The sequence below is a fragment of the Halalkalibacterium halodurans genome (genome assembly GCF_004376175.1).
GTDB classification, from domain to species: Bacteria; Bacillota; Bacilli; order Bacillales; family Bacillaceae_D; genus Halalkalibacterium; species Halalkalibacterium halodurans.
Window position 1 is genome coordinate 105,366 of record NZ_SNUY01000002.1, and the last position, 12,474, is coordinate 117,839.

Genomic DNA, 12,474 nt, shown 5'->3' on the forward strand with positions numbered 1-12,474 from the left:
GCGGTGATTTATTTTATTGCATCTTTCTCCAATGATTTCTTAAGAAATTCTTCAGATTTTTACTAAGTATTTGTTAAGATCTCATCATTACAATAGAGTTTGACATGGGAAAGGAAGGGACGGTTCAAATGACTCAGGGGTATAACGTGCTTGTGGTCGATGATGATAAGGAAATCCGTGAAGGAATCACCATCTATTTAAAAAATGAAGGGATGAACGTCTTTCAAGCGAAAGACGGAATTGAAGCGCTCGAACGTTTAAATGAAGAAGATATTCACTTGATGCTTCTTGATGTGATGATGCCTCGCCTTGACGGTATACAGACGACGTTAAAGATACGTGAAGCCCGTAACATCCCGATTATTTTTCTCAGTGCGAAAAGTGAAGAAGCTGATAAGGTACTGGGATTGCAAGTGGGCGGTGATGATTATGTAACAAAACCGTTCAACCCGCTGGAGCTCATTGCGAGAGTAAAGTCTCAGCTTAGAAGATACGTGAATCTCGGTACATATGAACAGAAAAAGCAGCTTATTAACTTGAACGGGATTACGCTTGATCTTGATGCGAAAGAAGTAAAAGCTTATGGCGAACCTGTCAAGCTAACACCGATTGAATACCGAATTATTGAATTGTTGATGACTAATGCAGGCCGGGTGTTTTCGATAGCAGAAATCTACGAACGTGTTTGGAACGAACCGTCCTTTCAATCATCAGAAAATACAGTCGCTGTTCATATACGAAAAATTCGTGAAAAGATCGAAATCGATCCTAGCAACCCGAGACATTTAAAAGTCGTTTGGGGAATTGGCTACAAGATGGAGCGATGAACGGAGGAAATCGATGAAACGAGGAAGAGACATTCAAATTCTGCTCTTATGGTTAGTGTTGATCACCATCGGCTTTGCATTAGTTGCTTCAGCATTGTTAAAAGCCCCGTATTATACGAAGGACTATTTTGATTCGAATGAGTTTGCCGAAGAGATGGATGATTTTTGGGGCTATTTTTATCTATATGAAATCATAGAGACAAACAAGGCCGAATTGTTGGCAAACCTTGAGGTGACAGAGGATGAAATTAATGAACACCGGTACAGATACGGTACACTGGCCGAACAAGTTGCCAATATCCACGCCCAATACGAGGAGCAGATTCAGCTTGCCCGCCTAGAGGAGAATGAAGATTTAGCTCAGTTCTATGAAAACGAACGAGATGAAAAAATAAAAGACATCACGTTAAATTTTGAAAGTGATGAACATGTAAAGAAGAAAATTCTTAAGGAAAAAGAGGCGCGATTCGATGAACTATTTCAAAGGTTAGAGAGAGATCGCACTTTATATGATAACTACAAGCAATCCATTTATTATGTGTTAAAAGATCGCAACACGGAAAAGACGTTTTGGAACCTGTCAAGCGATCAAACGTGGGAAGAAATGAAAGAAGACGAAAGGTTTTTATATGAAACATCTGTGAAAGGGACAGGGGATGATCATCCGGTAACGCCGGAGACGTATCGGTTCGAACATCACTTTTACGATTTCCTTCATGGAGATTATGTAATGGATGATGAATATGTAGATATGGACTATTATCTTGAGGCTCTAACCGGAGACCTCTCGTATCCAATTTTAGAAGGGAAATTAGCGATTGCAAGTGAACGAAAGGGCAATCGCTTCGTTTCTAATTATGAATACTACCAGTTGCAACAGCAGCGGATGATCTATGAAGGGGGCATCGGATTTGTCCTTTTATTAGCAGGTTTATGGTTTAGTCTTAAAAAGGCACCTTTCCGAGCACTAAGAGGCGGGATTTTTGAGAGGGCCTATCAAAAGCTTCCGATTGATCTTCGTTATAGCGCTTTCCTCATCACGCTATTCATCGACTTGGCTTTTCTGTTCACATTTGCGCAAGAAGGACAGTTTGCATATACGTACACGATAGAGCATGTGATTGTCATAGGATGTCTCATCTTCCTTGCATTTGTTACCTTTAGTCAGCTCGTTTTGTTACTTGATGTCGTGAAAGATCCTGACGTCCATAGCGCCCAATGGCGAAATAGCTTATTGTTCTTGATTATTTCCACGATTCGCGAAGCGTTTTTAGATTTATCGACAGGGTTTCAGTGGGCATTGATGATGATGATTGTTGGTTTATTTGGAGTAGGAGCTGCGGCTGTATTATATCATCCGCCCCTGTTGCTCATCTATTTTCCACTCACTCTGCTCGTTTTAGGGCCACACTTGTGTATCTGTTTCGTCAAGCAGGCTACATCAATCAAATTGTGGCCAATACACGGGACATTAAATCCGGGCATACCCCCCAAGATTTGCCGGTAAGAGGCCGTTCTGCTCTCGCCCTTCTTGCCCAAAACATTAATACGATGAAGAAAGGGATGAAACAATCAGAGCGAGAGCAAGCCAAAAGCGAGCGATTAAAAACGGAATTGATTACGAATGTAAGTCATGATTTGCGCACGCCATTGACTTCGATCATTACGTATACAGAACTGTTAAAGGACGCTGATGAACAAGAACGAGCAGATTACATTGAGATCATTGACCGCAAAGCGCGAAGGCTAAAAATATTAATCGACGACTTGTTTGAGGCATCAAAAATGTCAAGCGGCAACATCGAATTAACTCTGGAAACAGTCGATGTGTTGCAGTTGTTACAACAAGCGCTAGCTGAGTATGGAGAAGCGCTCGAACAGTCGTCCCTTCAACTACGAATTTCGGTTCCAGAGGAGCCTTTATATATAAAAGCAGACGGACAAAAAATTTGGCGTGTGTTTGATAATCTGATCCAAAACATTTTAAAGTATTCTTTGGAGCATACGAGAGTTTATCTATCGGTCAAAGAAAAGAAAGAAACCGTCGAAATTATTATTAAAAATATCGCCAAGTATGAGTTAGGCGACAATGTGGATGAACTGCTTGAGCGATTTAAGCGGGGAGATCAGTCGCGAAACACGGAAGGGTCTGGGTTAGGACTTGCCATTGCTAAATCGATTGTCGACCTCCATGAAGGATATTTAGACATCGATGTAGATGGGGATTTGTTTAAGGTGATTATTCAGTTGCCGATGACAAATTAGAAAGAGAGTTCAGTGGTTTTAAAAATGTATCCCATCTAGATAGAGTAGTCAGAGAAGTGCTCCTAATAGGTAGACAGATAAATAATTTTTTCGCCAATTAGGTGCTTTTTTCGCTTTTAAAGCTCAAGTCTAAGAAAAACGATGACTTCTACCAATAAGTCTAGAGAGTAAGAAGTAAAAAAGTTACCATTATCTTCATTTTTCCGTTGCAATTGAGGAAAGTTTCGATTAAGATATAAAGGCATAGAACGAGTAGATGAAAGGAGGTTGCTGATCATGAAAAGAGATCATGGCATGATGGACGTACGACAATTTCATGAAAAGCGTAGCCTCCTGTTAAATATGAATCTTGACGGGATCTCTGGCTGCGCATAGCAGCTGTTTCGGTTATACAACTGGTTTCCTCATGATTTTTCAAATCATAAGGCATCCACGGCTGCGTGGGTGCCTTTTTTGTTGAAGAAAACAGTTGGAATTTTCCCTCTATTCACACGGTTTCATCTACTTGTTTTGAAAAAATAACAGAGGTGATTTGAAATGAAACGAACCATTCAGTTGTTTAAAATGATGGAGCTAGAAGGCGGTTAGTGTCCGAATAAGAAAAAGGAAGTGAACAATTGTCATGTTACGAGTTCTTGGTCAATTATCTTGGTTCTTTAAAGAAGAATGGAAGCGCTACACGATTGCGCTTGTTCTCTTATTAATTGTTGGCATTACCGATCTTGCACCAGCATGGATTTTAGGGCTGGCCATTGACGACTTTCAAATGGGTCAATTATCGGTTCAATCAGGCCTCTATTATGGAGGAATACTTACTTTAATCACGGTCATCAGTTACGGTCTAACCTTTGTATGGATGTCCAAACTGTTTGGTGGTGCCTTTGTCATTGAGAGGAAGCTACGCAGTAAATTCATGCGTCATTTATTCAAGATGGACCCGACTTTCTATGAACGGCAGCGAACGGGTGACTTAATGGCACGAGGAACGAACGATTTAAAGGCGGTATCTAATACAGCTGGGTTTGGCATATTGACACTGATCGATTCAAGTGTGTTTATGTTTACGATCTTGATTGCCATGTGCGTGTTGATTGATTGGAAGCTTACCATTGCCGCTGTCCTACCGTTGCCGTTAATGGCGATTATCATTACGGTGCTAGGGAAAAAAATTCATGGCCGCTTTATGATGGCACAAGATGCGTTTGGCTCTTTAAACGATAAAGTGCTTGAATCGGTTGGGGGATTACGAGTCATCCGTGCGTTCAGTAAGGAGCGAGCAGATGAAGACCATTTTCGCGAAATGAGCGAGAATGTCTATCAAAAAAACATCCTTGTAGCGAAAACCGATGCGCTATTTGAACCAGCCGTCAACATAATCGTTGGAATGAGCTATATTATCGGGTTAGGATTTGGCTCCTACTTAGTGTTCCAGCAACAAATTACTCTCGGCCAATTGGTGACGTTTAATGTCTATCTTGGGATGTTAATATGGCCAATGTTTGCGATTGGGGAACTAATCAACATTATGCAGCGAGGCAGCGCTTCCCTTGACAGAATAGACGAAACGTTGCGAGAGCGGGAGGATGTCCCGAATCCTGAGCAGCCAACTAACACGACCGATTTTCAAGATATTCGCTTTCAACAGTTGTCCTTTAAGTACCCTGGCTCAAAAGGAACGCAATTGAAGCAAGTATCGTTTCAAGTGAATAGAGGTGAGACGCTCGGAATTGTGGGCCGAACGGGCAGCGGGAAAACAACACTTGTGAAACAACTATTAAAATATTATCCGATCCATGAAGGGGAAGTGTCGTTAACGGATACAGCTCTTCGTGATATGGAAAAACAACATGTCCGCAAGTGGATTGGTTACGTTCCACAAGATCATATTCTTTTCTCAAAAACGGTGAAGGAAAACATTTTATTTGGAAAGCAGGATGCGATGGAAGAAGAGCTACAAAAAGCGATTCGTCTTTCAGCATTTGATCAAGATTTAAGCTTTCTACCAGACGGGTTAGAGACGCTCGTCGGTGAAAAAGGGGTGGCTCTTTCCGGGGGACAAAAGCAGCGAATTTCAATTGCTCGCGCCCTCATCGCTGATCCTGACATTTTGATCTTAGATGATTCATTGTCAGCGGTTGATGCGAAAACAGAGGCGAAAATAATTGCCAATATTCGCAAGGAACGTGCAGGTAAAACAACAGTCATTACGACGCATCGTATTTCTGCTGTAGAGCACGCAGACCGAATTCTCGTATTAGACGAAGGCCGCGTAATCGAAGAAGGGACTCACCAACAGCTGCTCCAAAAAGACGGTTGGTACGCAGAGCAAGCGCGAAGGCAAGCGCTTGATCCAGTAGAGGGGGTGAGCCCATGACCGCAGGAAAACGATTGTATCAATATGCATTAACGAGTAAAAAGACAATTTTGTTTGCGTTGGCTTTGTTAACGGTCAGCGTGGCGGCTGGATTAACAGGTCCATTTATTGCGATGACTATCATTGACCGTCATATTACGGGTATCGAGGAGCCATGGTATGAAACGACCGAACAAGCAAAAGCCGTCGAATACAATGGGACATGGTACATTCGCGAGACGTACATGCCAGACGATGCACCGAGAGAGCATGAGGTGCAAATTGCGCAAGTTGGCTTGACATTCGTGTTTACAGAAGAGCCGCTCCCAATGGATGGGGCGAAATCGTACAATGATGGCGTGCTCCGAGTAACAGTAGGAGATGACATGTATGAGACGGAAGCAGTGCCGCTTACGACTCAAGAGGTTATGGCATTTTTTACACCAGAAATTCGCCCGATTGTCCAGTTGCTGTTGTTTTATTTTGGGCTGATGGTTGTCGCATCCTTCTTTCAATACGGTCAACGCTTTTACTTGCAAAAGGCCGCCAATCGTATCATTCAACGGTTGCGGATCGATCTGTTTAATCATTTGTCGCGTCTTCCTGTACGCTTTTTTGACAACATGCCAGCAGGGAAGGTCGTCTCACGAATTACCAATGACACGGAAGCCATTCGGGAGCTCTATGTCGCAGTTTTAGCTAATTTTTTTACGAGTATTATTTACATGATTGGGATCTATATTGCGATGTTTTTGTTAGACGTTCGCCTTGCCTTCATTTGTCTCGGCTTAATCCCGATTCTTGTGTTGTGGATTGTGCTTTACCGAAAGTACGCATCGGCGATCAATCATCGAATTCGCTCGAAAATTAGTGAAATCAATGCATCCATGAACGAAAACATTCAAGGGATGAGCATCATACAAGCGTTTGTTCGGGAAAAAGATTCTGCTGACACGTTTGATCGTCTGAATGACTCTCATTACCGTGACCAAGTGAAGCTGCTACGCTTGAATGCCCTTACCGGTCATAACCTTTCATGGGTGTTACGAAACCTCGTATTCGTTGGACTTATTTGGTCGATCGCTGGAACGTCGCTAGGTGCTGGTAGTGCGCTAACACTTGGTGTTCTCTATGCATTTGTCGATTATGTGAACCGACTGTTTGAGCCAGTTAATCGAATCGTCCATCAACTGCCGAACCTTGAGCAAGCGCGAGTGGCCGGGGAGCGAGTATTTGAGTTAATGGATAAAGAGGGGACAGAGGTGAGCGATGAAACGATTCCTCGTCCTAAAGGAGATGTCGTGTTCGACAATGTTAGCTTTGCGTATAAAGAGAACGAGAAGGTTTTGAAAAACTTAACGTTCCATGCCAAGCCTGGGCAAACGATTGGTTTAGTCGGTCATACAGGTTCAGGAAAAAGCTCGATCATGAATTTGCTCTTCCGTTTTTACGATTGCGATGAGGGGCAAATTCGGATTGATGGGCAAGACATTAAGGAGATCTCGCCACAGGCCTTGCGTCAGCATATGGGAATTGTGCTTCAAGAGCCGTATTTATTTACAGGAACGGTCGCATCGAACCTATCGTTGTCCAATCCTGCTATTACGCGAGAGGCGATGGAGGAAGCGCTACGATTAGTAGACGGAGAGCATGTATTTGCCGATTTGGAGCAAGGGTTAGATGAAGAAGTGAAAGAAAAAGGAAGCACCCTCTCCAGCGGTCAGCGCCAGTTGATTAGCTTCGCTCGTGCCCTTGTGGCAGACCCAGCCATTTTAGTGTTGGATGAGGCGACTTCCAATATTGACTCAGAGACGGAGGCGATTATTCAGCGCGGGCTGGAGGCGCTAAAGCGCGGCAGAACGACATTTGTCATTGCCCATCGACTATCAACGATCAAAAATGCGGATCAAATCCTCGTTCTTGATAAAGGAAAGATCATTGAGTCAGGGACTCATGATGAACTAATGGAGCGAGACGGTGCTTATGCGCAAATGTATCATTTGCAAAACCAAGAGAGGAGTGCTGCAAGTACAGCCGGTTAATGACATGTAAGGGTGTCCCGTGATGGGGCACCCTTTTTGTACTATAAATCTTTAACAGGTGATTGTAACCAATATAAGAAAAGAAAGAATAAGCGAGTGGGATTTTTGGTATGGTTTTTCACCTCCCCATAAACCAAGCTTTCGTATAGTCGAGCCATCCGTATGAATTTAAGTGAACATCCTGCAATGTTGGTGGATGGTATGCATATTGGCGTAGCCGATAAAGGGGAAGAAGAACGACCTCATCTAATAGTCTTTTTTCCACGGCTTGAACGTGGTTAAGTAACACGGTGCGGGGGCTTGACAGTTGATTAAGCAAGACCGAGACAGAAACTTTTGCTCGGTCTTTTAGCGGTGGAACAATAATAGTTTTCCGGAACGGATCATGCGGTGGGTGTGCTCCTCATACCCGTGTTCCTTTAGTTTTAGCTCACCTAACTCTTTTGCTTCAGCATCAGATGAAGCTTCAAGTTGTTCATCAAGAAGTTTTTCTCCTGTTGGATCATACACGGTTAGAAAGTAATTCATGTGAAAGCCCTCCCTTGATTTTAGTGTAAAAGGAATCGCTTATATAATCAAGAAAAACGTATTTTTCACTTTTGGGATTGCAAAAAAGAATCTTTTGTTATACTGTGTATATAGATATTAACACATAAACAGTGAGGAGGATTGGGCATGAACGAACGTGAAGTACTTAAACGATTGGTCATGTTTGAGTTAAAAGCAACACCACTGCGTCGATATTTAATGGCTGCTGCTCTTATGGCACTGGCGATCTATTTTGGATCTGAAATGATGTCATTCTATATGGACGGTCAAGTTTCAATTGGAATTGTCACCTTTTTTGATTGCATTTTTTTGTTTGTCCTTGTCTATACACCATATGTATTCCGACATAGGCCATTTCAAGTCCAAGAGCTGAAAGGAAACCTCTATGTTTCTCCTTTCTTTATCTTTCTTAAACAAACACCTCTATCGGAAAAGGTGTTAATTAAAAGTTGGTTTTTTCTTCACTATCTCTTCTATATTTCGGGTACGGTGCTGATATTAAGCGGGATCTATCTATTTTCCGATGGGCTTAGACAGGCGGTGCCGATTGGTCAATTTCCGTTTTATCTTATTTCTTTTCTAGCGCTCGGGATGATCATGAGCGGCATGTTTCCAGCAGCAGAGCCTGGTGCTCTTTATCGAAATAAGCTCGTCATCTGGCTCTATGTAGTTCTCATTTACGGGGGAGCTATTGCGTTTCTAACATTGTTTTCACGGCTGACGGATGGGAATGGCTTTATCCACTTTATCGTTCATCTGAGTGTAGCTTATCCGCTTGTGACGGCAACGGGGGCTGTGATCTTAGTAGTATTATGCCATCAATTGTGGAAACTTGAGTTAAGACGGTTAGGGAGAAAAGTTGATTATCATGTGTAGTTCGTGAATGGCTCGAAAAACAACTTAAACCGCTGAAGAGAGGGGGAGTGAAGTGAAGCTTCCTATTAAAATTGAACAAAACAGTCGGTCGCCAATCTATCATCAAATCGAAGAGCAAATTAAAGCATTAATCGTTTCAGGTCATTTAAATGAAGGGGATCCCCTTCCGTCGATCCGGGCATTGGCAAAGGAAACGGCATGTAGTGTCATTACGACAAGGCGAGCGTATCAAAACTTGGAACAGGAAGGGTACATCCGAACAACTCAAGGGAAAGGGACGTTTGTTGCAAAGGTTGGAGATGAAATAAAAGAACAGACAAAGTTCTCCACTGTCTATCATACACTTTCAATGGCAATTGAAACGGGGAGGCGTCATGATTACTCATTCGAGCAGTTGTTAGACATGGTGCATACGATCATTCAGCAACAAAAAGAAAAAGAAGGGAGAGGGGAAGAATGACATGGGGTTGCCATCACTTAATCAAAAAAGTGGACGCTTCTTTTAGCCTTGGTCCGATTTCCTTTACGCTTGAACCAGGGACGGTGACGGCGCTTGTTGGCGATAACGGTTCAGGGAAATCAACGTTTTTCCGCCTGTGGATGGATCTTATCAAAGCCAATCATGGAACGTGGGAGCGGAAGGAAGGTTGGAAGGAGGATACAGCTTATGTCCCGCAACAGCTAATTGGCATTGAGGCGTTTACACTTGAGGAGTTAGCTTATCTTTATGAAGGGGTGTATGTTAAATGGGATCAGAAAACATTTGAGCGGCTTGTGGAAAGCTTTTCTTTACTGATGAAAAAACCGCTTCATTCCCTTTCTGTCGGAATGCAAAAGAAAGCCCTATTTAGTATGGCCATTGCTCGAAAGCCAAACCTATTTCTCCTTGATGAACCATTTGCAGGAGTGGATATGGATGGACAAGAGCAAATGAAGGATGAATTGATTCGTTATTTAACCGGACATGAGCAAGCGACTGTGCTTTTCGCTACTCATTCTGCGCAAGAAGTGAAAGAATTAGCAGATTACTTGTTGGTGCTTCATCAAGGTCAAATGCTCGGTTTCTATGAAAAGGACCGGCTATTATCTTCATGGGGGCGCTTCTGGCTTGAAGGAAATGCATCATTAAAAATGAGGAAAACGTCGTATCTATGAAAATAGCAGGTACGAGAATAGAAATAATAACGAGCGATGCTCTTCGTTTTGAGGAACAAATAGCAGCTGCTGCTCTTGAGAAAGTGGAGACACAACCGCTCGAGCTACACGAAATTGTTCGCTTGCTGAAAAAAAGAAACGTATCTGTGTCCTAGTTCGTATTGAAAGAAAAAAGGAGAATGCTAATGAGTTTAACAATTGATGGGGTAACCAAAAAGTTTGGCACCTTTACGGCCGTGAATAATTTACACGTGTCTGTTCCAAAGGGAGAGATGTTCGGAATGCTCGGAGCAAACGGTGCCGGTAAGACGACAACGTTTCGTATGATTCTTGGGTTGCTTGAACCGACAGAAGGAACGATTCATTGGCGAGAACAACCTTTAACTTATAAACGGACGAACTGCATCGGCTATTTACCTGAAGAGCGAGGATTATATCCAAAGCTTACCGTCAAAGAGCAACTCAAGTACCTTGGACGGCTAAAAGGGATGAAAACTCAAGACATTCAAAAAGAAATGAAAATGTGGTTGGAGCGGTTTGAAGTACCTGAATATGAACATAAACGAGTCGAACAGCTTTCAAAAGGTAATCAACAAAAAATTCAATTCATTGCGTCTGTCCTTCATCGGCCAGAGTTACTCATTTTAGATGAACCGTTCTCTGGATTGGATCCTGTCAATGTAGAACTACTGAAAAAAGCCGTCATTGACTTGAAAAAAGAAGGAACGACAATTTTATTCTCGAGTCATCGAATGGAGCACGTGGAGGAATTGTGCCAGCATCTATGCATTTTGCATCGGGGTTCACCAGTCGTCGAAGGAAATTTGAAGAATATCAAAAGAAGCTTTGGTAAGAAAAACGTTATCATTCAAGGGGAGTTTGCGCTTGAACCCCTCGTCGACATTCCAGGTGTCCTACGCCATCAAGAGACAAGTGCAGGTGCAAAATTTCAGATAGCAAATGAAGAAACAGCAAAGCTTCTTTTTCAAGCAGTAGCGACAGCAGGGTTCGTGCAAAAATTCGAATTAGAGGAACCGAGCCTGCATGACATTTTTGTAGAGAAGGTAGGGACGCGATATGAATAATTTTTGGACGGTCGTTGGCCATTCCTATATGAACAAAGTGAAATCAAAAGTATTCGTCATCTCGACAGCGGTTACCCTCACCTTCGTGCTCTTGTTTGCCAATGTGGACTTGATTATCAATCTGTTTGAAGCGGGAGAGTCGAAGGAGCCAGCACATGTTGCTATCCTTGACGAAACGGGCGAATGGTATCCGGCGATTGCAGAGGTGCTGGACAGAGAACAATCAGCTATTGTGCTGACCTCTTTTACAGAGTCCGAGAAGGAGGGGCAAGAAGCTGTATCTTCTGGTCAGTTTGACGGAATGCTTGTGCTGAGGGAAGGGGCAGATGTACCGGAGGCAACATATTATTATCAGTCGGTTAATCAAGCCGTAACGGCCGAACTTCAGCATGGAATGCAAACAGTGAAAGAAGCACAGGCAACGGCTGATCTCGGTCTGTCTGACGAACAACTCCAGCAAATCTACGCCCCTGTTTCATTTACGACAGAACCTGTAGAGGAAGGGGAAGGTGCTGTTAAAACCGAAGAAGAGGTTGCTCAGGCTTCATTCCTTGTAGTGATCTTATTATTCGTTATCTATTTTTCAGTGATCATGTATTGCAGTATGATCGCCACCGAAGTGGCAACGGAAAAATCCTCCCGAGTGATGGAAATTTTGATTTCAAGTGTATCCCCTGTTACCCATATGTTCGGGAAAATTGTCGGTATTGCTCTTGTGGCACTCAGTCAATTTTTTCTCATTGTACTCATAGGAGGAGTGAATGCACTTCTTCGGATGTCAGCTGGAACAGGAGAAGGGTTAGGGGTGGTGAGTGATTTCGTATCGTTAGACGCATTACCTGTCGGACTAATGATGTACGCACTATTGTTTTACATTTTAAGCTACTTTTTATTTGCTACTCTTGCAGCCATGCTCGGTTCCATCGTCAGTCGCATTGAAGATGTAAACTCAGCGGTAGGCCCGATTAATTTCCTCGTCATCGTTGCGTTTTTTATCGCTATGTTTGGTATGAATGCACCAGAGTCATCGTTTGTCACGGTTACGTCATTCGTCCCGTTTTTCACACCGATGATTATGTTTTTGCGGGTGGGAATGCTTGATGTCCCGTTATGGGAAGTCGCCCTATCCATTGCCCTTTTAGTAGGAACGATCGGATTGTTTGCAATACTAGCTGCCCGTGTCTATCGAGGAGGGGTGCTATTATATGGGAATAGCTCTTCGTGGAAACATATAAAAACGGCGCTTGCTCTATCAAAACGAGAAAGATAGGCATCTAGTGGAAAAAGTTCAAAAATCATTTTTGAAACTGCCATAGAGTGTG

12 protein-coding genes are annotated in these 12,474 nt (G+C 42.9%); 11 read left to right on the forward strand and 1 reads right to left on the reverse strand.

Annotated features, from left to right (window positions below; all coding sequences use genetic code 11):
* The first annotated feature begins 104 nt into the window (after positions 1-104).
* From E2L07_RS01225 to E2L07_RS01245, 5 genes are all read left to right on the forward strand, one after another.
* Positions 105-827: a response regulator transcription factor gene (locus E2L07_RS01225; RefSeq protein ID WP_233444601.1), complete on the forward strand. Its 723-nt coding sequence runs from the start codon at positions 105-107 to the stop codon at positions 825-827.
* Positions 828-840: 13 nt separating this feature from the next.
* Entirely contained in the window at positions 841-2,334 is a 1,494-nt protein-coding gene (locus E2L07_RS01230) for a hypothetical protein (protein WP_134228614.1), read from the forward strand.
* Entirely contained in the window at positions 2,241-3,092 is an 852-nt protein-coding gene (locus E2L07_RS01235; RefSeq protein WP_134228615.1) for a sensor histidine kinase, read from the forward strand. The genes E2L07_RS01230 and E2L07_RS01235 overlap by 94 nt, the downstream gene beginning before the upstream one ends.
* A gap of 622 nt (positions 3,093-3,714) precedes the next feature.
* Positions 3,715-5,466, forward strand: coding sequence for an ABC transporter ATP-binding protein (locus E2L07_RS01240; protein WP_134228616.1), 1,752 nt, complete (start codon positions 3,715-3,717; stop codon positions 5,464-5,466).
* Positions 5,463-7,487 carry an ABC transporter ATP-binding protein gene (locus tag E2L07_RS01245; protein WP_134228617.1) on the forward strand — a complete coding sequence of 675 codons (2,025 nt, stop codon included), beginning with the start codon at positions 5,463-5,465 and terminating at the stop codon, positions 7,485-7,487. The genes E2L07_RS01240 and E2L07_RS01245 overlap by 4 nt, the downstream gene beginning before the upstream one ends.
* A 348-nt stretch (positions 7,488-7,835) precedes the next feature.
* On the opposite strand, the gene E2L07_RS01250 is transcribed toward E2L07_RS01245, so the two are convergent.
* Complete coding sequence (locus tag E2L07_RS01250) at positions 7,836-8,015, reverse strand: YhzD family protein (RefSeq protein WP_010897332.1); 180 nt, start codon at positions 8,013-8,015, stop codon at positions 7,836-7,838.
* A 147-nt stretch (positions 8,016-8,162) separates the two neighbouring features.
* On the opposite strand from E2L07_RS01250, the gene E2L07_RS01255 reads away from it, so the two are divergent.
* Genes E2L07_RS01255 through E2L07_RS01275 form a run of 6 tightly spaced genes read left to right on the forward strand, consistent with a single transcriptional unit; the run spans position 8,163 to position 12,422 of the window.
* Positions 8,163-8,912: a hypothetical protein gene (locus E2L07_RS01255; protein WP_134228618.1), complete on the forward strand. Its 750-nt coding sequence runs from the start codon at positions 8,163-8,165 to the stop codon at positions 8,910-8,912.
* 52 nt (positions 8,913-8,964) lie between these two features.
* Positions 8,965-9,372 (forward strand): GntR family transcriptional regulator, encoded by a 408-nt coding sequence (locus E2L07_RS01260; RefSeq protein WP_053431636.1) that lies wholly within the window; start codon positions 8,965-8,967, stop codon positions 9,370-9,372.
* Positions 9,369-10,067, forward strand: coding sequence for an ATP-binding cassette domain-containing protein (locus E2L07_RS01265; protein ID WP_134228619.1), 699 nt, complete (start codon positions 9,369-9,371; stop codon positions 10,065-10,067). Before E2L07_RS01260 ends, E2L07_RS01265 begins: the two co-directional genes overlap by 4 nt.
* Positions 10,064-10,222, forward strand: a complete 159-nt coding sequence (locus E2L07_RS20695) for a hypothetical protein (protein ID WP_166740000.1) — start codon at positions 10,064-10,066, stop codon at positions 10,220-10,222. Before E2L07_RS01265 ends, E2L07_RS20695 begins: the two co-directional genes overlap by 4 nt.
* A gap of 30 nt (positions 10,223-10,252) precedes the next feature.
* Positions 10,253-11,152 (forward strand): ABC transporter ATP-binding protein, encoded by a 900-nt coding sequence (locus E2L07_RS01270; protein WP_053431634.1) that lies wholly within the window; start codon positions 10,253-10,255, stop codon positions 11,150-11,152.
* Positions 11,145-12,422: an ABC transporter permease gene (locus E2L07_RS01275; RefSeq protein WP_134228620.1), complete on the forward strand. Its 1,278-nt coding sequence runs from the start codon at positions 11,145-11,147 to the stop codon at positions 12,420-12,422. The genes E2L07_RS01270 and E2L07_RS01275 overlap by 8 nt, the downstream gene beginning before the upstream one ends.
* The last annotated feature ends 52 nt before the right edge of the window (positions 12,423-12,474 follow it).

Coding starts and splice junctions, on each gene's coding strand:
- E2L07_RS01225 (WP_233444601.1), top strand. CDS start 105: ATGGGAAAGGAAGGGACGGTTCAAATGACTCAGGGGTATAACGTGCTT.
- E2L07_RS01230 (WP_134228614.1), top strand. CDS start 841: ATGAAACGAGGAAGAGACATTCAAATTCTGCTCTTATGGTTAGTGTTG.
- E2L07_RS01240 (WP_134228616.1), top strand. CDS start 3,715: ATGTTACGAGTTCTTGGTCAATTATCTTGGTTCTTTAAAGAAGAATGG.
- E2L07_RS01245 (WP_134228617.1), top strand. CDS start 5,463: ATGACCGCAGGAAAACGATTGTATCAATATGCATTAACGAGTAAAAAG.
- E2L07_RS01250 (WP_010897332.1), bottom strand. CDS start 8,015: ATGAATTACTTTCTAACCGTGTATGATCCAACAGGAGAAAAACTTCTT.
- E2L07_RS01255 (WP_134228618.1), top strand. CDS start 8,163: ATGAACGAACGTGAAGTACTTAAACGATTGGTCATGTTTGAGTTAAAA.
- E2L07_RS01265 (WP_134228619.1), top strand. CDS start 9,369: ATGACATGGGGTTGCCATCACTTAATCAAAAAAGTGGACGCTTCTTTT.
- E2L07_RS20695 (WP_166740000.1), top strand. CDS start 10,064: ATGAAAATAGCAGGTACGAGAATAGAAATAATAACGAGCGATGCTCTT.
- E2L07_RS01270 (WP_053431634.1), top strand. CDS start 10,253: ATGAGTTTAACAATTGATGGGGTAACCAAAAAGTTTGGCACCTTTACG.
- E2L07_RS01275 (WP_134228620.1), top strand. CDS start 11,145: ATGAATAATTTTTGGACGGTCGTTGGCCATTCCTATATGAACAAAGTG.